Source organism: Marinobacter sp. KM021 (genome assembly GCF_050707965.1).
Lineage (GTDB): Bacteria > Pseudomonadota > Gammaproteobacteria > Pseudomonadales > Oleiphilaceae > Marinobacter > Marinobacter shengliensis.
The window spans coordinates 3,316,089-3,338,229 of record NZ_CP136129.1 but is presented as its reverse complement, the minus strand read 5'-3'; the positions used below and the strand labels follow the sequence as shown (position 1 = coordinate 3,338,229).

General features: G+C 58.4%; 24 protein-coding genes. 14 read left to right on the top strand and 10 right to left on the bottom strand.

Annotated elements, in window-relative coordinates; genetic code table 11:
* Nucleotides 1-132: 132 nt before the first annotated feature.
* Both RVM24_RS15625 and RVM24_RS15620 read left to right on the top strand, forming a co-directional pair.
* Complete coding sequence (locus tag RVM24_RS15625) at nucleotides 133-1,176, top strand: hypothetical protein (protein ID WP_431474336.1); 1,044 nt, start codon at nucleotides 133-135, stop codon at nucleotides 1,174-1,176.
* A 26-nt stretch (nucleotides 1,177-1,202) separates the two neighbouring features.
* Nucleotides 1,203-3,269: a TRAP transporter large permease subunit gene (locus RVM24_RS15620; RefSeq protein ID WP_106696066.1), complete on the top strand. Its 2,067-nt coding sequence runs from the start codon at nucleotides 1,203-1,205 to the stop codon at nucleotides 3,267-3,269.
* A gap of 83 nt (nucleotides 3,270-3,352) precedes the next feature.
* On the opposite strand, the gene RVM24_RS15615 is transcribed toward RVM24_RS15620, so the two are convergent.
* The 6 genes from RVM24_RS15615 to mutM form a co-directional block, all read right to left on the bottom strand.
* A complete protein-coding gene (locus tag RVM24_RS15615) occupies nucleotides 3,353-4,888 on the bottom strand; it encodes a phosphoenolpyruvate carboxykinase (RefSeq protein ID WP_058090768.1) in 1,536 nt (511 codons plus the stop codon).
* A gap of 178 nt (nucleotides 4,889-5,066) precedes the next feature.
* Nucleotides 5,067-5,921, bottom strand: a complete 855-nt coding sequence (hslO, locus tag RVM24_RS15610; protein ID WP_072675993.1) for an Hsp33 family molecular chaperone HslO — start codon at nucleotides 5,919-5,921, stop codon at nucleotides 5,067-5,069.
* Nucleotides 5,922-6,018: 97 nt separating this feature from the next.
* Nucleotides 6,019-6,426 carry a ribosome-associated heat shock protein Hsp15 gene (gene hslR, locus RVM24_RS15605; protein ID WP_058090766.1) on the bottom strand — a complete coding sequence of 136 codons (408 nt, stop codon included), beginning with the start codon at nucleotides 6,424-6,426 and terminating at the stop codon, nucleotides 6,019-6,021.
* Nucleotides 6,427-6,488: 62 nt separating this feature from the next.
* Nucleotides 6,489-7,175, bottom strand: a complete 687-nt coding sequence (yrfG, locus tag RVM24_RS15600) for a GMP/IMP nucleotidase (RefSeq protein WP_286252462.1) — start codon at nucleotides 7,173-7,175, stop codon at nucleotides 6,489-6,491.
* 88 nt (nucleotides 7,176-7,263) lie between these two features.
* Complete coding sequence (locus RVM24_RS15595; RefSeq protein ID WP_072675996.1) at nucleotides 7,264-7,596, bottom strand: hypothetical protein; 333 nt, start codon at nucleotides 7,594-7,596, stop codon at nucleotides 7,264-7,266.
* A 105-nt stretch (nucleotides 7,597-7,701) separates the two neighbouring features.
* Nucleotides 7,702-8,514 (bottom strand): bifunctional DNA-formamidopyrimidine glycosylase/DNA-(apurinic or apyrimidinic site) lyase, encoded by an 813-nt coding sequence (gene mutM, locus RVM24_RS15590; protein WP_106696062.1) that lies wholly within the window; start codon nucleotides 8,512-8,514, stop codon nucleotides 7,702-7,704.
* A 185-nt stretch (nucleotides 8,515-8,699) separates the two neighbouring features.
* Between mutM and RVM24_RS15585 the strand changes: the two genes are divergently transcribed.
* Nucleotides 8,700-9,878 carry a DesA family fatty acid desaturase gene (locus tag RVM24_RS15585; protein ID WP_106696061.1) on the top strand — a complete coding sequence of 393 codons (1,179 nt, stop codon included), beginning with the start codon at nucleotides 8,700-8,702 and terminating at the stop codon, nucleotides 9,876-9,878.
* A 75-nt stretch (nucleotides 9,879-9,953) separates the two neighbouring features.
* Here the strand turns inward: RVM24_RS15585 and rsmD are convergent, their stop codons facing one another.
* On the bottom strand, nucleotides 9,954-10,586 hold the full coding sequence (gene rsmD, locus RVM24_RS15580; protein WP_431474335.1) for a 16S rRNA (guanine(966)-N(2))-methyltransferase RsmD: 633 nt from the start codon (nucleotides 10,584-10,586) through the stop codon (nucleotides 9,954-9,956).
* A 159-nt stretch (nucleotides 10,587-10,745) separates the two neighbouring features.
* Here rsmD and ftsY point away from each other — a divergent pair, with 159 nt between their 5' ends.
* The 8 genes from ftsY to RVM24_RS15540 all read left to right on the top strand — a co-directional run bounded on the left by ftsY (nucleotide 10,746) and on the right by RVM24_RS15540 (nucleotide 18,953).
* The gene (gene ftsY, locus RVM24_RS15575) at nucleotides 10,746-11,969 is read left to right on the top strand and encodes a signal recognition particle-docking protein FtsY (RefSeq protein ID WP_431474334.1); all 1,224 of its coding nucleotides are present in this window, start codon (nucleotides 10,746-10,748) and stop codon (nucleotides 11,967-11,969) included.
* A gap of 28 nt (nucleotides 11,970-11,997) precedes the next feature.
* The gene (gene ftsE / locus RVM24_RS15570) at nucleotides 11,998-12,690 is read left to right on the top strand and encodes a cell division ATP-binding protein FtsE (protein ID WP_058090759.1); all 693 of its coding nucleotides are present in this window, start codon (nucleotides 11,998-12,000) and stop codon (nucleotides 12,688-12,690) included.
* Nucleotides 12,680-13,687 (top strand): permease-like cell division protein FtsX, encoded by a 1,008-nt coding sequence (gene ftsX, locus RVM24_RS15565; protein WP_058090943.1) that lies wholly within the window; start codon nucleotides 12,680-12,682, stop codon nucleotides 13,685-13,687. Before ftsE ends, ftsX begins: the two co-directional genes overlap by 11 nt.
* Nucleotides 13,688-13,879: 192 nt before the next feature.
* On the top strand, nucleotides 13,880-14,740 hold the full coding sequence (gene rpoH / locus RVM24_RS15560; RefSeq protein WP_058090758.1) for an RNA polymerase sigma factor RpoH: 861 nt from the start codon (nucleotides 13,880-13,882) through the stop codon (nucleotides 14,738-14,740).
* Between the two features lie 238 nt (nucleotides 14,741-14,978).
* Nucleotides 14,979-15,911 carry an NAD(P)-dependent oxidoreductase gene (locus RVM24_RS15555; protein WP_431474333.1) on the top strand — a complete coding sequence of 311 codons (933 nt, stop codon included), beginning with the start codon at nucleotides 14,979-14,981 and terminating at the stop codon, nucleotides 15,909-15,911.
* A gap of 10 nt (nucleotides 15,912-15,921) precedes the next feature.
* The gene (gene hyi / locus RVM24_RS15550; protein WP_431474332.1) at nucleotides 15,922-16,701 is read left to right on the top strand and encodes a hydroxypyruvate isomerase; all 780 of its coding nucleotides are present in this window, start codon (nucleotides 15,922-15,924) and stop codon (nucleotides 16,699-16,701) included.
* Nucleotides 16,702-16,804: 103 nt separating this feature from the next.
* Nucleotides 16,805-17,485, top strand: a complete 681-nt coding sequence (locus RVM24_RS15545) for a winged helix-turn-helix domain-containing protein (protein ID WP_011787144.1) — start codon at nucleotides 16,805-16,807, stop codon at nucleotides 17,483-17,485.
* Nucleotides 17,472-18,953 carry a HAMP domain-containing sensor histidine kinase gene (locus tag RVM24_RS15540; protein WP_106696057.1) on the top strand — a complete coding sequence of 494 codons (1,482 nt, stop codon included), beginning with the start codon at nucleotides 17,472-17,474 and terminating at the stop codon, nucleotides 18,951-18,953. Before RVM24_RS15545 ends, RVM24_RS15540 begins: the two co-directional genes overlap by 14 nt.
* Nucleotides 18,954-18,956: 3 nt before the next feature.
* Here the strand turns inward: RVM24_RS15540 and RVM24_RS15535 are convergent, their stop codons facing one another.
* Nucleotides 18,957-19,229 (bottom strand): hypothetical protein, encoded by a 273-nt coding sequence (locus RVM24_RS15535; protein WP_058090754.1) that lies wholly within the window; start codon nucleotides 19,227-19,229, stop codon nucleotides 18,957-18,959.
* A gap of 288 nt (nucleotides 19,230-19,517) precedes the next feature.
* On the opposite strand from RVM24_RS15535, the gene greB reads away from it, so the two are divergent.
* Together greB and RVM24_RS15525 are read left to right on the top strand one after the other, a co-directional pair.
* Complete coding sequence (greB, locus tag RVM24_RS15530; protein ID WP_106696056.1) at nucleotides 19,518-20,033, top strand: transcription elongation factor GreB; 516 nt, start codon at nucleotides 19,518-19,520, stop codon at nucleotides 20,031-20,033.
* Between the two features lie 190 nt (nucleotides 20,034-20,223).
* Complete coding sequence (locus RVM24_RS15525) at nucleotides 20,224-20,604, top strand: hypothetical protein (protein WP_286255733.1); 381 nt, start codon at nucleotides 20,224-20,226, stop codon at nucleotides 20,602-20,604.
* A 26-nt stretch (nucleotides 20,605-20,630) separates the two neighbouring features.
* Here the strand turns inward: RVM24_RS15525 and RVM24_RS15520 are convergent, their stop codons facing one another.
* Both RVM24_RS15520 and RVM24_RS15515 read right to left on the bottom strand, forming a co-directional pair.
* Nucleotides 20,631-20,942: a site-specific integrase gene (locus tag RVM24_RS15520; protein ID WP_061331940.1), complete on the bottom strand. Its 312-nt coding sequence runs from the start codon at nucleotides 20,940-20,942 to the stop codon at nucleotides 20,631-20,633.
* A gap of 142 nt (nucleotides 20,943-21,084) precedes the next feature.
* Nucleotides 21,085-21,345: an acyl-CoA-binding protein gene (locus RVM24_RS15515; RefSeq protein ID WP_058090750.1), complete on the bottom strand. Its 261-nt coding sequence runs from the start codon at nucleotides 21,343-21,345 to the stop codon at nucleotides 21,085-21,087.
* 271 nt (nucleotides 21,346-21,616) lie between these two features.
* Between RVM24_RS15515 and tssB the strand changes: the two genes are divergently transcribed.
* A complete protein-coding gene (gene tssB, locus RVM24_RS15510; protein WP_431474331.1) occupies nucleotides 21,617-22,114 on the top strand; it encodes a type VI secretion system contractile sheath small subunit in 498 nt (165 codons plus the stop codon).
* The last annotated feature ends 27 nt before the right edge of the window (nucleotides 22,115-22,141 follow it).

Here is a 22,141-nt window from a genome sequence, read left to right as displayed (position 1 = left end):
GGGTTGGTCTCATAAACCGGAGCCCGGTTTGGTCATAATGCATGGCCGGTTACAGGATGTAACAAAACGATTTTGGCGGCGCCAGGCGCTGACGTTTTCTGAATAACACAAGAATAAAAGGGTGTTGATGCTATGAATGATTTCCGCAAAGCCGGTTCCGGAATTCGTGGGCTGGTGACCGCTGTTGGTGCCAGCCTGGTGCTCACCGGTTGTGGTGCCGTCAATCACATGATCTACAAAACCACCGGTGATGTGATGCAAGGGTTCTCACGCAATCACACGGTGCCTTACCTGCTGGAATCCGATGACCTGGCCATGGGTTGCTCCATGAGTCAGGCCACTGCCCCCCTGCTGATGTCGTTTGGCCGCGTGACCCGCGAACCGGACCAGCTTGCGGTTATGCTGTACCTCTCGGCGGGCGGTTGTGCGGAGGAGCAGGCCAGGGAGCATGAGCTGGCTGCGGCGCGGGCAATGTATTCCATGAACGCCGGTGAGGCCCAGGATGCGATGATCCGGCAGAAACGGGCCCATACCCAGGCAGCGAAACGATACCTGAAGGGCTGGCAGCATCACCACGCCCATTACGGTGACCCGGACGGCGGCGAATGCCCCAAATTCAAAGACGATCTGGATGAGTTCATTTACCTGGCCGGCTTGTTGTCCGGGTTGCAGGCATTGAATGCCCAGATACAGGCATCGTCCTCAATTGGTGTGCCATTCAATACCGGTTCAGTGGTTGGCCGGGCGACCCAGTGCCTGGACAACAAGAAATGGTGGGGCGCGCCGATGGGGCTGCGGGCAACGGTCTGGGCCATGATTCCGGGCACCCAGCCGGAAGGTGAAGACGCCTTTGAACGACTGGCTATCGCCAGCAAGCAGGGCGAAGAGGCGGGCGTCAGGCTCGGCCACGTTTTCCACGCGATCGCCGCAGTAAACAAGAACGACGAAGCCTTGATCAAATCGGTGATCCGGGACCACGCCGAATCGTTGAAGAATGACTCGTCCAGCGACCAGTGGCGGTTTGTTGATGCCATGGCCAGCAACATGCTGGTGGCCATTTCTGATCGTTTGTGGGTCGAGAACACCGGCCACCGAACCCCCATCGGTCAATTCGGCAGCTTCTGGGATGATCAGCGGGCGCCGGTCGAAACCATGGATCTGGATGATCTGCTGTAACTCCTTCAAATTCCAGGGTAGGTTTTATGACTAAGGGTGGTCTGCAACGTTCTGGGCTGGAATGGTTCTCTTCCTTGCCGGCGTGTCTGTTGCTGCTGGCTGTGGTGTTGTTCTCGACCAGCAGTGATATCCATAACCAGATGCTGCGCGGTGGTGAGCAGCTCTGGAGTGGATACTACAAACTCCGCATGGATCCGGTGCAACCGGAGTGCAACCCGGACCGGGATATTGAAGCTGCGGTTGCGGAGGAAATGGCGGCAGGGGCTCCAGACGATGACCCCATGGCGGCTTTGCTTGGTGCACATGAAAAGAATCCGGCGGATGTCCGGCTGGCCATCGAGCGATCAGTCGGTGAGTGTCAGGCGGCCCATGCCAGCTATCTTGAGCTGCAGGATCAATTGACGCCCGGGGTGAAAGCCTATCGTGCGGTGGAATTGTTCGTGGCTGATCTGATCGCCTTCGGCCTGGCGGGCCAGCGTTATATCCTGGTCATTCTGGTGATGCTGTGTGCGGTTACCGCAACCCTGACCCGACACCACATCGCCATGCGGGCGATGGAAACCAGGCTCGATTACATCGTTTCCCATACCCTGCAGACCATTGCCAACGCCATGCTGTTGGGCTCCAGTGCCATCTTCCGTCAATCCAGCCTGGGTAGCAGTACTGCGGTTTCCGGTGAGGAGCTGATGCTCCACAATCTGTGGATTGTCGGTTTTGCCTGTCTCACCCTGGCTAGCCTGTATCGGCTGTTTCGGGTGCCCTCCAATCTACAGGAGGGTGGTCGGCTCGGGCAGGCCTTCCTTGCGGTGCCATTGTATACCGTCATGTGCCTGATCTCCGGCACTTATTTTGCGATGATCGGCCACTCCTCGGGTATTGGTATCTACCTGGGTAAGATGATGGAGCTGGCGGACATGTTCCTGAACGTTGGGCTGTACGTTTGGGTAGGCATGATGCTCAAGCAGACCCGTCTGGCGACCCTCGTGTTCAACGTATTCCGGCCCTGGCGCATGCCCCCGGAAATGCTGGCGGTTGTTGCTGTATTGGTGGCCGCTGTGCCGACGGCTTATACCGGTGCTTCCGGGATCTTTGTCATCGCAGCCGGCGCCGTGATTTACAGCGAACTGCGGGCCGCGGGCGCGAGACGGCACCTCGCCTTGGCCGCCACGGCCATGTCCGGTTCGTTGGGCGTGGTTCTGAGGCCATGCCTGCTGGTGGTGGTGATCGCCTACCTGAACCGGGAAGTGACGACCGACGAATTGTTCGGTTGGGGTATCTGGGTATTTGTCCTGACCGCGACCATGTTTGGTCTGGTGGCGATGTCGGTCAACCGGCAGAGCAAATTCGACCTGGCGCCGACCGCTCAGGCTTTCCCGGCCTCGTTCCGGGCACTCCGGCCACTGCTGCCCTACGCCCTGGTGATCGCCGGTGTTGTTCTGGTGTATCGGTTCGCCCTGGACGTGAAGATGGATGAGTTCTCCGCGCCACGGTTGCTGCCGGTGATCATGCTGGCGATTCTGGTCTATGAGCATGTCAGTCTGAAGAAGCGGACCAGCCCGGAACCAGGGCAGGCTCGCCATCCGGGCCTCGAGCGCAGTATTCGTGGCGCAACCAACGATACCACCGCTGAAATCGGAGCACTGCTGTTGCTCCTTGGCCTGTCAGTCAGCATTGGTGGTGTCATCGAGCGTTCCCACATCATGGAAGCCTTCCCGCAGGCCTTCGATAGCGCCTGGTCTGCCATGTTGCTGATGGTGGTCATCCTGGTAATCCTGGGTATGATCATGGATGCTTTCGGTGCCGTGATTCTGGTCACTGCTACCGTAGCCACCATTGCCTATTCCAGTGGTATTCACCCGATCCACTTCTGGATGGTGACGCTGGTGGCCTTCGAACTGGGTTACCTGAGCCCACCGGTGGCACTCAATCACCTGCTGACCCGTCAGGTGGTGGGTGAGGCCGAGGTGCTGGCTGCCCAGCGTGAAGGTGGCACCTTCTACCAGCGCCATGAGCGTATCATCATGCCGCTGATTGCCATGGGTATTTCCCTGCTGCTGGTGGCCTTCGTGCCGCTGTTGTTCTACGCCACCTGACCCGAGGGGCTTCGGCCCCTGCCAGTATCAGACAACAAAAAAAGCGCCGTGCTCTCGCAGGGCGCTTTTTTGTTGGGGCAGGCTCAGCTCAGTTTCGGGCCGGCCTCGACGATGGCGTCTGCCACATCGAACTTCTTGAAGTTTTCCACGAACTGGGCAATCAGCTCCTGGGCCTTGCCGTCATAGTATTCCGGGCTGGTCCAGGTGTTGCGTGGGTTCAGCAGTTCGGTGTCGACACCAGGGATGTGCTTGGGCACGTCCAGGTTCAGGGCGTCCAGATGCTCGGTTTCCACGTCATCCAGATCGCCATTCTGGATGGCGGCAATGATGGCGCGCGTGGTCGGAATGCTGAAACGCTTGCCTTCGCCATAGGGGCCGCCGGTCCAGCCAGTGTTGACCAGGAATACCTTGCTGCCGAACTCGTCGATCCGCTTCATCAGCAGCTCGGCGTATACGCCGGCCGGACGCGGGAAGAAGGGGGCGCCAAAGCAGGTTGAGAAGGTGGACTTCAGCTTGGACGAAGAGCCCATCTCGGTTGAACCAACCAGTGCGGTGTAACCACTCAGGAAGTGGTAAGCGGCCGCTTCACGGCTCAGGATGGAGACCGGGGGCAGAACGCCAGTCATATCACAGGTCAGGAAGATAATGTGCGACGGCTCGCCGGCGCGGTTCTCCAGAACCCGCTTCTCCACGTGCTCCAGCGGGTAGGCGCAGCGGGAGTTTTCGGTGAGGGAAACATCGGTGTAATCCGGCTCACGGGTTTCCGGATCGATCATCACGTTTTCAACGATGGCGCCAAAACGGATGGCATCCCAGATGATCGGCTCGTTCTTCTGGCTCAGGTCGATGCATTTGGCGTAGCAGCCACCCTCAATGTTGAATACCGTGCCGGGGCCCCAGCCGTGCTCGTCGTCACCGATCAGGAAACGGTGCGGATCGGCAGACAGGGTGGTCTTGCCGGTACCGGACAGGCCGAAGAACAGGCAGGTTTCGCCGTTCTCGCTGACGTTGGCGGAGCAGTGCATCGGCAGTACGTCTTTCTCTGGCAGCAGGAAGTTCTGTACAGAGAACATGGCTTTTTTCATTTCGCCGGCGTAGTGCATGCCTGCCAGCAATACTTTGCGCTTGGCAAAGTTGATGATCACGCAGCCATTGGAGTTGGTGCCGTCACGCTCGGGCACACACTCGAAGTTGGCGGCGTTGAGGATCTGCCATTCCTGCTTGTCGGCCGGGTTGTAGTCATCCGGGCGGATAAACAGGTTGCGGCCAAACAGGTTCTGCCAGGCGGTTTCCGTGGTCATTTTGACCGGCAGGTAGTGTTCGGGGTCAGAGCCGACGTGAACGTGGGAGACAAAACTGTCTTTTTCAGCAATGTAGGCTTCAACACGATCCCAGAGGGCGTCGAACTTGTCGGCGTCGAACGGGCGGTTGATCGGGCCCCAATGGATGTCGTCAGCGGTGCTGGGCTCCTCGACGATAAAACGGTCCATGGGAGACCGGCCGGTACGTTCGCCGGTGGTGACCACCAGGGAACCGTTGGCTGCCAGTTGTCCTTCATTTCTGGCCAGTGCCACTTCAACCAGTCTTGCTGTACTCAGATCATTATAAGTGTTGCTCACTTCGACCTCGCCCTCGGGATGTCTTCGTGATTGCTCAGGCCGTCCCCCCGAAAAAAAATTGACGGAAATCTGAACAATCGGGTCAATTCAGGCGCGCTATTATGCCAGAGACGCCGGTAAAAAACGACTGCCCTGAAAGCCGCGCCAGATGCGGCTTCCGGGCAAGTTGAGTGACTGCTTAGTGTAACGTATGACCGGTGAAAAGGTGATCAATGTCATTTCTATTGAAGCGATAGTTTGCGTGACAGAACTGGCAGTCCATGTTGATGCTGCCCTGCTCGTCGAGGATGCTGTAACACTCGTCTTTGCCGATGGCCTCGAGGGCGGCGAGGGTGCGCTCCCTGGAGCAGCTGCAGCGAAAGGCCACCGGTTCGGGATCGAACAGCCGCACGGTTTCCTCGTGGAACAGCCGGTGCAGCAGGGTTTCGCTGTCGAGCGTCAGCAACTCTTCGGCCTCGACAGTGCGCGCCAGGTGATTGACCCGGTTCCACAAATCATCGTCTTCTTCGGTATGGCCCGGCAACCGCTGCAGCATCAGGCCGGCGGCGGTGTCTTCGTTGGCGAACAGGAACAGGCTGGTGGCAATCTGCTCGGACCGCTCGAAATACTCTTCCAGACAGCCGGCCAGAGTATCGGCTTCCCTGGGCACCACGCCCTGATAACGTTGGCCCTGGTCCGGGGTGATGGTGATGGCCATGCGGCCGGTTCCCAGAAGTTCGTTCAGGGTATCGCCGGTAACGGCCTGATCGTCATGGCGGGCAAGGCCCCGGATATGGCGGTCGTGGCTGCATTCGGCCATCAGTGTGCGCAACGAGCCTTCGCCGGCCGCCTGCAAGGACAGGGTACCCTTGAACTTCAGGCTGCTGCTCATCAACACGCTGGCCACCAGCGATTCGCCCAGTAAACGGCGAACGGATTCGGGGTAAGGGGCCTGGGTGCTGATGTCACTGAAACTGTTACCCAGTTGAACCCAGGCACCCCGAACCTGGCTGTGTTCGAAAATAAAACGCTGGAATTGATCTCGGGATGCCATGGTGTCTCCTGACGCTGTCTGTGGGGTTGATGGTACTGCCCGCGCGGAGGGTAATTGAGGCGGGCGTACTCTTTACGAGCTGTGGTGTGATCCGGTTTTACAGGCCGTTCTGGTCCCGGAACCGCTGAATATCCCGGCGGTCTTTCTTGCTCGGCCGGCGGGCGGGTGGTAATTGGGCTGCCTGCATGGTCTTGCGCTGCCAGGCCAGTTCTTCGCGTTTTTTCACGCTGTCACTGGTTTCGTGGTAAAGCTTCTGGGCCTCTGGAGCACCCCTGCGCCGGTCGCTTATTTCATCCACGATCACGATTTTTTCCTGCCAGCCCAGGCGCAAGGTAACCCTGGCGCCAGCTTCGACAATCTTGCCGGGCTTTGTTCGCTGGCTATTGTAGTGCACCTTGCCGCCTTCGATGGCTTCTTTCGCCAGGGAACGGGTCTTGTAGAAGCGCGCGGCCCAGAGCCATTTGTCGAGCCGTACCTTTTGTTCGTCAGCGCTGGTTGCCGTCATATCTCCTCACCGGGTTGGCACCTGCCGTCGGGCTTTGTGTTAACCAGATTATAACCGGCTCGTCATCGGGATGGCAGGGGCTGTTGCGAACGCAGTGATGGCAGCACTTCATCAAAATGGCGAATGCCGGGGATCTCAGGGTGCTGTGCATTGGGTGCCTGGGTGCTGTCGGGCTCAAGAATGGCCAGGCATTGGCCGATGCCTGCCTGGCGGGCACTCTCCAGCACGGGAAAACTGTCGTCCACCATCAGGGTTTTGTCTTGCCGGTACGGGACTTTTCTGCCGAGGTCTCGCCAGAAATCCCGATCTTCCTTGGGTTTGCCGAATTCATGGCTGGAAACGATGGCATCCACATGTTGGTCCAGGCCGGTGCGCTCCAGTTTCAGTGCCAGGGGGTCCGGGTGGCAGTTGGTCACAATGACCGAGCGCAGGCCGGCTTGGCGCAACGAAGACAGAAAGTCGGGCACGTGGGGGCGGTAGCCGATGCGATCACTGACTTCCGCCTTCAGCTGGTTGATATTCACCGAGAGCCGTTCGCTCCAGTAGTCGGTGCAGTACCAGTTCAGTGACCCCCGTTCCGCCATGATCATGGCCACCAGGGTCTCTTTCGCCTGTTGGGGATGCAGGTCGTACTGTTCGGCGTAACGTCTGGGCAAGTGCTCGAGCCAGAAGTGCGAGTCGAAGTGAAGATCCAGCAGTGTTCCATCCATATCCAGGAACACGGTATCGAGGGTTGACCAATCCACCATAAACAAAAACAGCCTGAAGGGTTTCCTTCAGGCTGCCTCAGATTCCGGCGGCTGGCAAGCCGGGATTCTACTGATCGCCGGAGTAGGCTCAGTCAGCAGCTTGTTCAACCGTTTCTGGCTTGCGGCCGGTGCGCGAGCAGCCCAGGCAGCGAACGAAGGTAGCCTTGGCAGGGCCAACAACCAGCACTTCGCCAGCCTCACCGGCGTTGCCGCCGAGGGCGGAGAATGGCAGAGATACCAGATAGACGGCACTGCCAACAATGGTGGTGGCCAGTAGGGCAGGTCGCAGCAGAACCGCATCGGCCGTCATGGCCAGCGCCGAGGGGCTCTCATCGACCGCTCTGGCGTGGCCCAAAGATGAAAAAGCCAGCAGACAGGCTGCCACCGTTGCAACCAGAGTGCGGGAAATCTTGCGGGTCATGACGATTCTCTCCTGTTAATTCTCTGTTAACTATGAATCATATTGCCTGAATTTCAAACGGTTTTTGTTTGTATTGTGTGAGTTGTGTGATGTTGGTTTGCAGTTTCAGCGTTGGCAACGAGGGCAGTACACGGTGGAGCGATTGTTCATCCGGATTTCCTTCAGTACGGTGTTACATTCCGGGCAGGGGGCGCCACCATGCCCATATACCAGCAATGACTGGGCAAAATAACCCGGCTTGCCGTCGCTGTTAACGAAATCCCGCAAGGTGGTGCCGCCCATCAGGATGGCTGCGCTCAGGGTTTCCTTTATGGCTTCAGCCAGCCGGTGATAGCGGTCCAGGCTGATCCGGCCCGCCTTCCGTTTCGGGTGTATGCCGGCTTTGAACAGTGCTTCGTTGGCGTAGATGTTGCCAACCCCGACCACCACATGATTGTCCATGATGAAGGATTTGATCGGGCTCTGTTTGCCCCGGGACAGCCGGAACAGCCAGGCACCACCAAATTCCGGCGACAGCGGTTCCGGGCCAAGATCCCGTATCAGTGGGTGCAGGGTGCAGTCGTCGGACCACAGCCAGCAGCCAAAGCGCCGGGGATCATTGAAGCGCAGGGTGCGGCCGTTGGCGAGACAGACATCAACGTGGTCATGGGCGGCGGCCGGGCTGCCGTCGGTGATCACCCGCAGGCTGCCGGACATGCCCAAGTGTACAATAACAGTGCCGCCATCCAGGTGCAGGAACAGATATTTCGCCCGGCGGTCTACGGACCGGATAACCTGACCCTGCAGGCGCTCCGGTAAATCCTCGGGAATCGGCCAGCGCAGCCGGGCATTACGAATCACTACCCCGTTTATCTTCTGGCCTTCACAGTGGGGCGCAATGCCCTGACGAGTGGTTTCTACTTCGGGTAATTCGGGCACGAAGCCTCCGCTGGCAAACGTATTCTGGGGCCATAAGTGTAAACAGTAACAAAAAAGCCACCAAACGGTGTTGTTGACGCGTACAGCTGTACGCTAAAGTTGGTCAAGCATATTCCCTTCGAGTGTTTGCGAATCTCCCTCCGCAGTATCGCCTTTCGAAGTTGATGAATTCTTGAGGATAATTTATGTGGTTTAACGGTCTCCTTGACCTCTCGGTATGGCAGTTGATAGCGGTCACCCTGGTGCTCACCCATATCACCATTGTCAGTGTTACGCTCTATCTACACCGTCACTCGGCCCATAACGCCCTGGATCTGCATCCGGTGCTCAAGCACTTTTTTCGCTTCTGGCTGTGGATGACCACTGCGCAGAACACCAAAGAGTGGACCGCGATCCACCGCAAACACCACGCCAAGTGTGAAACCGAGGAAGACCCCCATAGCCCGGTGGTCCTGGGTATCCGCAAGGTCCTGCTGGAAGGCGCAGAGCTTTACGCCGAGGCGGCCACCCCGGAAACCCTCGAGCGCTATGGGCAGCGCACCCCGGAGGACTGGATCGAGCGCAACGTCTATAGCCGATACAAGATGCTGGGCATCATGCTGATGGCGGTACTCAATCTGGCACTGTTTGGCGTCCACGGGATCTGGATCTGGGCGGTACAGATGATGTGGATCCCGGTATGGGCCGCAGGCGTGGTCAATGGCGTTGGCCATTATCTGGGTTACCGCAATTTCGAATGTGCCGATAATGCCCGCAATATCTCGCCCTGGGGCATCCTGATCGGCGGCGAAGAACTCCACAACAACCATCACACCTATCCGAATTCCGCCAAGCTGTCCCGCCGTTGGTACGAAGTGGATATCGGCTGGGGCTATATTCGCCTGTTCCAGTTGTTTGGTCTTGCCAAGCCCAAGGGCTACCGGCCGATTGCTCATTACGTTCCGGGCAAGCAGGAGATGGATGTGGAAACCGTTCAGGCCATCACCAACAGCCGTTTCGACATCATGCGTCAGTACCGCAAGCGGGTCATGGAGCCGGTCTTGCGCCAGCAGCGTTCACTGATGGACGACGAAATTCGTCCCCGCTACCGGAAGCTGAAGCAGCTGTTATCCCGAGAAGCTACGCTGATCAAGCCCAAGGACAAAGAACAGCTGGAAACGGTACTGGAGCGCCACGAAATCCTGCGCCAAATCTACGAGAAGAGCCACGAACTGCAACGGTTGTGGCGTCAGCGCGGGCTGAAACCCCAGGAAAAACTGCAGGCGCTGATGGAATGGTGCAAAGAGGCGGAAGCCAGCGGCATTCGCTACCTGGAAGAGTTCGCGGCGCACCTGCGGGCCTACTCCCTGCGTCCGGTTGCCTGACGCGCCCCGCCGTTGAGGTACCAAAAAAGCCAGATGGATTCGCTCATCTGGCTTTTTTGTTTTATCGCGACAGCACTAATCCGTTTCCGGGTTAACCCGGTACAGGCTGTAGGTCACCTGGCCCGCGGTTTTCTGCCGATGTAGCAACCAGCCGGTGGGCACCGGCGGTGTTGCCCGTTCGCTCTCATGTTCCACGTACACCCAGCCACCCGGTTTGATCCATTGGCCGGATTCCAGAAGCGGAAATAATCGTTCCAGCCAGTCCTGTCGGAACGGTGGGTCCATGAAAACGATGTCGAAGGGTGGGCGCTGCCGATTGGCCAGAAAACTTTCTGCGTCCTGACACACCACCACTCCCTTGTCAGATTTCAATAACCGGAGATTGTCTCGCAGGGCGCTGGCCAGTGCCGGGGTATGGTCGACCAGCGTGGTGCTGGCAGCACCGCGGGAAAGCGCCTCCAGGCCCAGGGCCCCGGAGCCGGCAAACAGGTCCAGACAATCGCTGCCGGCAATCTGGAAGTTGAGCCAGTTAAACAGGGTTTCGCGGGTACGTGCAGGGCTGGGGCGAACACCGCCGGCATCCGGAAATCTCAGTTTTCGGCTGCGCCAGTCGCCGCCGATAATACGCAGCTCCCCGGTACCGCTGGAGAGCGCGCGCGCCGCAGGCGTCGGGCCGGTTTTGCGGTTTGCCGGTTTGCGTCTGGCCATGGTAGTGCTCCGGAGTTCTGAACAGGTTGAATTGTGGGCGATTATGTTACCGGAAAGCAGCCGGCAGGGGATAATGGGCCAGCCCCTCACTTAGGCCTGCAGGTCTGTTAGAATGTGCGCTTTATTTTCGCCCGCCCCTTTCAGACTGATGGTAAGACTATGACGGCAGAGTGGATTTCAATCGGCCTGTTGGCCCTTCTAGTTCTGTTCTTTGTACTGGATATCGCCGGTAACCGTAAGCGTGCCCCCCGGCCGAAAGCGGTGGTTCAGCGTAAACCTGAGGTAGCTCGGGGCCCGGCTCCCGCGGAACCAGAACCAGCCCGGGAAGAACCGGAAGCCGCGCAAGAAGCGCCGGTGGCCGAGGCGCAACCCGAGGCAGCCGCTGCGGAGGCAGAGCCGGCCAAGGAAGTGCCGGCGGCCGAGTTAGCCCAGGAGCCAGAACCGGCTCCCGAGCCGGAAGCCCAAGTCAGTGTTTTTGAGCGAATCAGGAAGGGCCTCGGTAAAACCCGCGCCAGCCTGACCGGCGGCCTGGCAGACCTGTTCTCGGTGGGCAAGAAGATCGATGAAGACTTGCTGGAGGAAATCGAAACCACCCTGTTGATGGCCGATGTGGGCGTTACCGCCACTTCCGAGATCATTGAGTCGCTCACCGACAAACTTGAGCGCAACCAACTCAAGGACGGTGCGGCCCTGCGTAAGGCCTTGCGTGACGAGCTGCATGGCCTGCTGAAGGACGTCACCAAGCCGCTGGATATCCACACCGACAACAAGCCTTACGTCATCCTGATGGTGGGCGTGAACGGCGTCGGCAAGACCACCACCATTGGCAAGCTCACCCGGAAGTTCCAGGCGGAGGGCAAATCCGTCATGCTTGCGGCCGGTGATACCTTCCGTGCGGCCGCGGTGGAGCAGTTGCAGGTGTGGGGAGAGCGCAATAACGTGCCGGTGGTGGCCCAGCATACCGGTGCCGACAGTGCTTCGGTGATTTTTGACGCTATCCAGTCCGCCCAGGCCCGGGGTACCGATGTGGTGATTGCCGACACCGCCGGTCGCCTGCAGAACAAAGACAACCTGATGAACGAATTGACCAAGGTTGTCCGTGTGATGAAAAAGCTCGATGAATCGGCGCCCCACGAAGTGATGCTGGTGCTGGACGCCGGTACCGGCCAGAATGCCTTGAGCCAGGCCCAGGTCTTCCAGCAGGCGGTGGGCGTCAGCGGTATTACCCTGACGAAACTGGACGGCACCGCAAAAGGCGGTATTGTATTTGCCATTGCCCGCCAGCTGCAGCTGCCTATCCGCTTTATCGGTGTGGGCGAGCAGGCCGAAGACCTGCGCAGTTTTGATGCGGAAACCTTTGTCGACGCCCTGTTCGACGACTGAAGCACCGGCTACGGAGCCCGCGCCCGAAATGATCGAGTTTCGCCAAGTTACCAAACGCTATGACAGCGATCACACCGCTTTGCGCCAGGTGAATTTTCACCTGGACCGGGGGGAACTGGCGTTTCTGACCGGGCACTCCGGCGCGGGCAAAAGTACCCTGCTAAAGCTGATCATGGTCATGGAGCGCCCCACGGCCGGTGAGCTGATCGTCGGTGGCCAACGCCTGAATAGTTTGCCACGGCGCCAGATCCCCTACATCCGCCGGCATATCGGCGTGGTGTTCCAGAATCACCAGCTACTGTTTGATCGCACTGTATTCGATAACGTCGCGATGCCATTGGAGGTGATGGGCGCCTCGCCCAATGACATCGGCCGTCGGGTGCGGGCGGCGTTGGATAAGGTGGGGCTGCTGAACAAGGAGAAAATGAACCCGCTGCAGTTATCCGGCGGTGAGCAACAACGTGTTGGCATTGCCAGGGCCGTGGTTAACAAACCGCCTGTGTTGTTGGCGGATGAGCCGACCGGTAACCTGGATCCGGAGCTGTCTGCAGATATCATGCATTTGTTTACCGAGTTCAGCCAGGTGGGCGTGACCGTACTGATTGCCACCCACGACATTGCCCTGATCAATGAGATGGGACGGCGAAAGCTGACCCTGGATCATGGCCAGCTGATCGCCGGTGGGCATGCCCCGGCAGCGGGAGGTGCCAGTGGCTACTGAACCCCGGCACAAGCAGGATAACCGGCGCGGGGCTGCCAATCGGGGGAAGTCTCCGGTGAACGCCCAGGCCCGTAGCTATCTGGAGCATCACCGGAAGGTGGCCCGGGATTCCGCCCGGCGTCTTTGGCAAACACCGGTGGCCAGTATGATGACCTGGACCGTGATGGGCGTGGCGCTCGCCTTGCCCGTCGCACTGTTGCTGCTGTTGGGCAGTTTGCAGGGCGTGAGTGCCGGCTGGGAGAGCAGTGCCAGGATTACTGCCTACCTGGCCATGGATGTCTCTTTGGAGCAAGCCGGGGAACTGGCGGAGGAGGTCCGGGGCGATGGCCGGGTCCTGTCGGTTCAGCTGGTGGATCGGGACCAGGCCCTGGAGGAGTTTCGCGCATCGTCCGGCCTGGACGATGCCCTGGATTTCCTGGATGACAATCCGCTGCCTCATACCCTTTTGATTACCCCCCAGGACAGCGCCCGCTCCGCTGATGGCGTGCAGGCCCTGGTGCGGTTTGTTGATGGAATGGATGGCATTGAGCAGGTGCAGGTGGATCTTGGCTGGCTGCAGCGGCTCAATGCCATGACCGACATTCTGGCCCGGGCGGTCTGGGCCCTGGCGCTGTTGCTTGGCTCGGCGGTCATTCTGGTGATTGGCAATACCGTGCGCCTGGCGATTGAAAACCGGCGGGATGAAATTCTGGTAGCCAAGCTGGTGGGCGGCACCGATGCCTTTGTCCGCCGGCCGTTTCTGTACACCGGGGCCTGGTTTGGCCTTGGAGGTGGGGTGGTTGCCTGGTTGTTGATCCAGGTTTCCTTGTGGTGGCTGAACGGGCCCATTGAGCGGCTGGCAGGCCTTTACCGCAGCGAATTCTCGCTGCAGGGGCCGGGCTTTGACGGTGCATTGGCATTGATTATCATCGCAATGCTGCTAGGCTGGCTAGGCGCTTGGCTCGCGGTAAAGCGCCATCTGGATGACATTGAGCCGGGTGATATTGCCGGCGGGTGATCCCGGTATCGGGAAAACCGTATTGAAGAGAGAGTTTGTTCTGGCGTAGCTTAAGGGTCAGAAAAGCCACAGTGGACTTTTCAGGTTGTTGTTTTGTAACGTTTTACTGGAAAGTTCGGGAACTAATCAAGTTCTTGGCGGTCTAAGTTTTAGTTGTTATATTTAATGGCTGTCAGGTTCGGAGGTTAATACATGGGTACGAGTTTACAGCTGGCTGACAGACTGGTTCCGGGTGCCAACCTTGAGTCTTATATTCAGGCGGCAAGTCGCATTCCGGTGCTTTCCGTGGATGAGGAGCGGGAGCTTGCTGAGCGCCTGCACTATGATGGCGATGTGGAAGCCGCCCGCCAGCTGGTGCTGTCGCACCTGCGATTTGTGATTCATATTGCCCGGAGCTATTCCGGCTACGGCCTGGCTCAGGCGGATTTGATCCAGGAAGGTAACGTGGGCCTGATGAAGGCCGTCAAGCGCTTCAATCCTGAGTATGGCGTGCGTCTGGTGTCGTTTGCGGTGCACTGGATAAAGGCCGAGATCCATGAGTTCATTCTGCGCAACTGGCGTATTGTGAAGGTCGCTACTACCAAGGCTCAGCGTAAGCTGTTCTTCAACCTTCGCAGTCAGAAGAAGAAGCTGGCTTGGCTGAACCACGATGAGTTGAATGCGGTCGCGAAGGATCTGGGGGTGGAGCCTCGGGTGGTGCGCGAGATGGAAGGCCGGCTGGCGTCCCACGACACTTCGTTCGAAGGGCCGATGGATGACGACGATGACAGCAGCTACCAGGCGCCTGCTTACTACCTGGAAGATCGTCGCAGTGATCCTGCGGTGCAGCTGGAGAACGCCGATTGGTCTGAAGATTCCAATGGCCGGTTGATGCAGGCGTTGTCGGCGCTGGATGAGCGCAGTCAGGATATTCTGCGTGAGCGCTGGTTGACGGATGGTAAGTCGACGCTGCATGAGTTGGCGGACAAGTATGGTGTGTCGGCGGAGCGCATTCGGCAGTTGGAGAAGAATGCCATGAAGAAGATCAAGGCGCAGATGATCGAGGCGGCTTGATTACTGCCATTTAGCTTGGCTTGAAACGCCACCACCGTTCGCGGTTGGTGGCGTTTTTGTTTGTATAATGGCTTCATATTCGAGTTATCGAACATTCGGGCGGAAGCGTGTGGGTGGTTTGCTCCAAAACACGCTGTGAATACTTCCCTGTACGCTCTGCTCCGCCATCCATGGCTCCGCAAGGTTTTGGAGCAAACCACCCACACGCTTCTTCCGACTTTGGAGTGGAATTCTCAACATGACTAATAACCTTCCGCGTATCGCCTTCCTTGGCATCGGCCTGATGGGCGCACCGATGACCCGTAACCTGCTGACGGCCGGTTACCCCATGACCCTGTGGAACCGCACTGCGAGCAAGTGCGAGCCTTTTGTCGGCGAGGCAACGATTGCCGGGAGCCCGGCTGAGGCGGTCGCCGGTGCCGATATTGTGATCACCATGCTGGAGAATGGCGCGGTGGTTGAGGACGTGCTGGTGGCTCAGGGCGCTCTGTCGGCGTTGAATTCCGGGGCGCTGGTGATTGATATGAGTTCGGTGCAGCCGTCGCTGGCGCGGCGGTTGGCTGGATTGGCGGCGGAGCGGGGTGCCGGGTTTGTGGATGCGCCGGTGTCGGGCGGTACTCTGGGTGCGGCTGAGGCCCGGTTGAGTATTATGGCCGGTGGGTCTGAGGCGGATGTGGCGCGGGCCCGGCCGGTGTTTGAGGTGTTGGGTAAGTGCACCCGCATCGGGCCGGTGGGGGCCGGGCAGTTGGCGAAGTTGGCGAATCAGGCGATTGTTGGGATTACCATTGGTGCGGTTTCTGAGGCGTTGTTGCTGGCGGCCAAGGGTGGGGCAGACCCGGCGGCGGTGCGGGAGGCGCTGATGGGTGGGTTTGCCGGTAGTCGGATTCTGGAGCTGCACGGGCAGCGGATGATTGACCGGGATTTTGCACCCGGTGCGCCGGCGCGGATTCAGTTGAAGGATATGCGGATGATTCTGGACGAGGCCCGGGCCGAGGGGCTGACATTGCCGTTGGCGCAGCAGACCCATAACGAGTATTTGTCACTGGTGGCCAATGGCCACAGTGATGTGGACCACAGTGGTCTGTTACTGGAGCTGGAGCACCTGAACGGCACTCTGTTGGGGTCGATGGGCCGTGGCCCGAAGGAAGACACTTCAAACTCAAAGAACTAAGGAGCGGACAATGCCACGGTTTGTTGCCAATCTGTCGATGTTGTTTACCGAGGTTCCGTTTCTGGAGCGCTTTTCCCGGGCGCGGGCCGCAGGGTTCACCGCGGTGGAGTACCTGTTTCCCTATGACTGGCCGGCAGAGCAGCTGGCGGAGCAGCTACGGGAGCAGGGCCTGACCCAGGTGTTGTTCAACCTGCCGCCGGGAGACTGGCAGGCCGGGGAGCGGGGCATTGCCTGTTTGCCGGACCGGGTTGAGGAGTTTCGTGCCGGGGTGGATCAGGGTATTACCTATGCGCGGGTGCTGGGCAACCGGCAGCTGAACTGCCTGGCAGGGTTGAAGCCGACAGATCTGGATGAGCAGATCGCCTGGGAGACGCTGGTGGCGAACGTGCAGTATGCCGCTGATCGCTTTGCCGACGCGGGTCTGACCCTGTGCCTTGAGGCGATTAACAGCCGGGTGGATATGCCGGGGTTCATGCTGGACACCACGGGCAAGGTGATGGCATTGCTTGAAGAACTCGATGCCGACAATGTGCGGTTGCAGTATGACGTCTATCATATGCAGATTATGGAAGGCGATGTGATTCGTACCATGGAGTGTCTGCTACCGTGGATTGGCCACATCCAGTTTGCCGATAATCCGGGCCGGCATGAGCCCGGTAGCGGCGAGATTAACTTTTCGAATGTTTTCGCAGCGCTGGATCGAATGGGCTATCAGGGCTGGGTGAGTGCGGAATACCGGCCATCGTCGGTAACGGAGGACACTCTGAGCTGGTTCCGGTCGGCAAATTGACCGTCGTCATAGGCGACACCCTCTTACAAGATGGTAACTGGCTGGTTTCCGGAGTTCTTCGTACCCTAAGAGTTAATGTAATCCGCTATCAGGAGGAGCACCGGTGAAAGCGCTGGTAATCGAAGACGATCGGGATGTAGCAAATTATCTGCTGAAGGGACTGAGAGAATCCGACTTCGTGGTGGATCATGCGGCCGACGGCAAGGAAGGCATGATGATGGCGGCCAGTGAAGAGTATGACATCATGATTGTGGACCGCATGCTGCCTGGCATGGATGGCCTGTCCATCATCAAGACGGTGCGGGCAACGGGAAATCAAACTCCGGTACTTATCCTCAGCGCCCTGGGCGATGTGGATGACCGGGTAGAAGGGCTGCGTGGTGGCGGTGATGACTATCTCACCAAACCCTTTTCGTTTACCGAACTGCTGGCCCGTATCGAATCTCTGATTCGACGCAATCGCCAGGCGGCGGAAACGGAAACCGTGCTGAAGGTTGCCGATCTGGAGATGGACCTGCTGGCCAGGACTGTCAAGCGTGCCGGTCAGAACATTGATGTTCAGCCGCGGGAATTCCGTCTGCTGGAATATCTCATGCGTAACGCCGGCCAAGTGGTCACCCGGACCATGCTGCTGGAAAAAGTCTGGGACTATCACTTTGACCCCCAGACCAACGTGATTGACGTGCACATCAGCCGCCTGCGGGCCAAGATCGATAAGGAATTCGACACGCCCCTGCTGCAGACGGTTCGGGGTGCGGGATACATGCTGCGTGAAACTGCTTAGTCAGCTCAGGACATCCTCTTTTCAGCTGGCCCTGCTGTACATGGTGGTGTTTGCCACATCGGTATTCCTGTTGCTGGCATTCATCTACTGGCGCACGGCCGGCTTCATGACCGCCCAGACCGATGAAACCATCGAAGCGGAAATCGCCGGTCTGGCGGAGCAGTACCGTGGGCGTGGCGTGAACGGACTGATCACCATCATCCGTGAGCGCGTCGCCCGGGACCCCAACGCCAAATCCATCTACCTGCTCACCACAGACGACTTCCTCAAGCTGGCCGGTAACATTGAAACGTGGCCAGGGGGCAGTCGCTCGTCGGACACCGGCTGGATCAACTTTACCCTGGATTCCTCAGTGGGCTGGCAAGGCCCGGAGCGGCTGGCCCGTGCCCGGATTTTCGAGGTCCAGGGCGGGTTGAAATTATTGGTGGGGCGGGATGTTGAAGAACTCACCAATCTCAAGCGGGTGATCGAAACCGCCATCAACTGGGGTATGGGCATCACCCTGGCACTGGCGTTACTGGGTGGCTTTTTGATGAGCCGTGGCACTACGCGCCGAATCGAAGTCATCAATAACACTTCCCGGCGAATCATGAATGGCCATCTGTCACTACGCATACCCACCCGCGGCACCGAGGACGATTTTGATCAGCTCGCCGAAAACCTGAACCAGATGCTCGACCGCATTGTTTACCTGATGGAAGGTATTCGCCATGTGTCAGACAGCATTGCCCACGACCTTCGCACCCCGCTGACGCGCCTGCGCAACCAGCTTGAGAACACCCTGATTGCCGTGGACAACGATGAGGCCCGGGAACAGGTGGGCAGGGCAGTGGCCGAGGCGGACCAGTTGCTGGCAACCTTCAACGCTCTGTTGCGGATTGCCCGGCTGGAAACCCGGGGGAATTCGGCGGACATGAAAGTGGTGTCCCTGGACGAGCTGGTCAGTGATGCCTGTGAATTGTACGAAGCCCTGGCGGAGGACAAGGAGCAAGCCTTCGCCCAGTCGCTGGAGCAAGGCGTGATGATCGAGGGTGATCGAGACCTGCTGTTCCAGATGATCAGCAACCTGATCGACAATGCGATCAAATACACTCCGGAGCACGGCTCCATCCAGGTGGTGGTTCGCCGCGATGGCTCGGGCGCGGTGTTTGAGGTGCAGGACTCCGGTATCGGTATACCGGACGACGAGAAAAGCCAGGTGTTCCAGCGCTTCTATAGGGTGGGCAAGAGTCGGTCACTGCCAGGCAACGGCCTGGGATTGAGCCTGGTCAGTGCGGTAGCAGAAATTCACCAGGGCCAGATTTTGCTTAGTGATACCCATGAGGGAGAGGAGCCGCCTGGCTTGACGGTCACCGTGCAGATGCCCGCCTATACCGGGGTCCGCAAGCGGATCAAGGCAACACCGGCCGAACAGGCAGAGGAGACCCAGAACGATAGGTCGTCCTCTACCGAAACCAGTAGCGCCTGAGTCTTACTGACTGGCGCGAAAACGGTTAACCACCGGGCTGATCAGTGCACCAGCGCGGGCTTCGACCAGGCCGCTGATGTGCTCGAACTGAGAGCGGCGACGGTCCACTTTGGCCTGAATGCTGTCCCATTCCCCTTCCAGATGCTTCTGCTCAGCCATCAGAAAGGCCGCGATGTTGTGGCGATTCAGTTTGCTGGTGATGCCCAGACTGTCCAGGCGAAAGCCCAGGCTATCGACACCTTCCAGAGCCAGGTTCATCAGTTTTTTGGTGTTCATGGATTTGTCTCCAAACGAAAAGTCAGTGTTGATTACCTCGCACGCTATCTCCGGCGCCTAGAGTGTACAACCTAATTTCAGCCGATCAGCTAGGTTTCAGCCTTGCAAAAAGGTAATTCCTTGGCCACCGCCGGGTAATGCCCGCTCTGTAGAATGGAAATTGTAGATGCAGAAGCAGGTAGAAAGTTGCTTGCTTCTCCCTCCAGCACAGCGCTAGCCTTATACCCCGTGACCCACGGGGTTTTTTTATGCCCTGAATTTTCTGTTTAACCCGGAATCCCTGATCTGATGAGCAAGACCGAAGGTTCGACGGCTCCAAGACCGCGCTATATCACACCGGACGGCGAGCAGGCGTTACGGGAGGAGTTGCAGTACCTGTGGAAAGTGAAGCGCCCCGAAGTCACCCAAGCCGTGCGCGAGGCTGCCGCCTTGGGGGATCGCTCTGAGAATGCCGAATACATCTATGGCAAAAAGCAGCTACGGGAAATCGATCGGCGGGTAAGGTTCCTGAGCAAGCGCCTGGATGAACTTACCGTGGTCGACCGGCTGCCGGACGATCAAAGCCGGGTATTTTTCGGGGCCTGGGTCACCATCGAGGACGATGACGGTGAAGAACAGACCTACAGGTTGGTGGGTGCAGATGAATTTGACCTCGCCAAGGGCTATCTGAGTATCAATGCCCCGCTTGCCAGGGCATTGATCGGCAAGCATCTGGACGATGAGGTCTCCGTGAAAACGCCGGAGGGCTGGAAGACGGTGGTCATCACCGGTATTCGGTATCAGCCGGCAGACACTGGCAAGTGAAAATCGTCACAGAATCGTCTTTTGGTTGAGCAAAGCGTCACCAATGGCGATAGACTGATCAAAAACTGTCACCCGAAAGGGCAATGGAAGATCAATCAGGGTTGATGCGATGAATTCGTCAGAGTCTCACACCGGTTCAAAATGGGCAGGCCTGGTCGCCACGGCTACCGTTGTGCTATCGCTGGGGCTGATGTCTGTCAGCGCTCAGGGTCAAAGCGCTAACAACACAGCACCGGTGTTTGAACTGGAACAGCGTTCCACCATTGATACCATTCCTTTCCGCTCCATCGAAGAGGAAACCCTGGCCAATACGGTCATTGAGGGCGGGCTCGAAGCGCCGGCGGCCGGAGTTCCGGTGCAGACCGCCAGTGACGACGACTTCTATCTTGATCCTCTGGCATTGCAGCCCAGAGACAGCCGTACCGATCTCGGGCGCTCCGAAATTCCGGTGGATATCCGGTTCAGCAATCCCAAGCTCATCCCGGGCCAGACCCACAGCAACACCTACTCGATCCGGCCACCGGAGAATCGCACCTACGATACTCTGAACGTCAATATGACCGGGCGCTGATTTCCCCGGCGCCACTTCGAACCTGTTCAGGCCACTGCTGCGTTCGGGGTGGCCGTCTTACCAAGTACGTCCTCGTAAAAGAAGGTCAGCGCCTGGGTGGCCTGGTTAAGCCTCGCCCGAGATACGCGGATTTTGTTGCTCAGATAATCCAGAAACAGCAGTTGATCTTCTGCCGCCAGATGAGCCGGGTCTTTTAGATCGTGAAACAGCACAAAACGGCTGATCCAGTGCAGGTAGGTTTGTTCGGCCCGCTGATTCAGCTGGCGTTTGCGGATGGCGGCCTGTACATCGCCGACCATACCGGGCCGTGACTGCTCGAGCGCCTGGGTAATATCCATGGTGTGTACTCTTCGGAAAGCTTGTTGTTGTTATGTTGCGCGCATCATATGACAAACGTTTGAACGGCGCAAAACCGAAGGCGGTATTTTCCTGCGGTTGAGGGCTGCACGCGCCAAAGGGGCGGGCACAGCCCAGGGGGTATTACTTCAGTGAGTCGAGCTTATCGATGTACTGCTGCATAGCCTGATCGCTGGAGGTGCCTTTCAGCTTCTCCCAGGCGTCGTATTTGGCGCGGCCCACGAAATCCATCATGCCCGGGCGCTTGCCGGACACGTCGCCTGCGGTGGCTTGCTTGTACAGGGCATAAAACTCAAGCTTCATCTCGTTGGACGGTTTGAAATCGCCCTCGGCGGTCTGGATATAGTTTACCGCTTCATCAAACTTCGCCTTCAGGTCACTCATGGTGTGTCTCCTTGGTGTAAATGGTTGTCTCCTCGAAGGATATCGCGAGTATAGCCTTGGCCGGCAGTGCCGTCATTGACTGAAACTGCATTCGGTCCGGCAACAGGGCTATCTGGCAAAAGTTTGCCCGACAGCACAGTTTGGGCCATTGCTGGCCAGTTTTTGCTTGAGAATGCCAGATCACCTGTGTACAGTTTGACGCGTTGTCTGCCAGGACGGCAGGCATCAAGGACTGAACAACACTGCAAATGAATTGCACAGGGAGCACGCCATGTCTGCCAAAGACGGTTCCGTCGCGCCGAAAGAGCGCATCAATATCAAGTATGTCCCCGCCACCGGCGACCAGCAGGCTGAAACCGAGCTGCCGCTGAAGATGTTTGTGGTTGGCGATTTCAAGGGCCATGCTGAAGAAACCCCCATCGAAGACCGCAAAGCCATTTCCGTTGACAAGAACAACTTCCGTTCTGTCATGAAGGAAGCCGGTCTGACTTTGTCTACGTCGGTCTCCAACAAGCTCGAAGAGAATGCCGATGAGCTGCCGGTCAATCTGGAATTCCAGGGTTTGGACGACTTTTCTCCGGACAGCATTGCCCGCCAGGTACCCGAGCTGAAAAAACTGATCGAGCTGCGTGAAGCCCTGGTTGCCCTCAAGGGCCCGCTGGGCAACGTGCCTTCGTTCCGTTCCAAGCTGCAGGAGCTGCTGGACAACGACAGCGCCCGGGAAAAACTGCTGGCCGAGCTCGAACTGGCCACCGAAGGCGGCGAGTAAGCGCACCACCGGAACCCGGTAACCAAC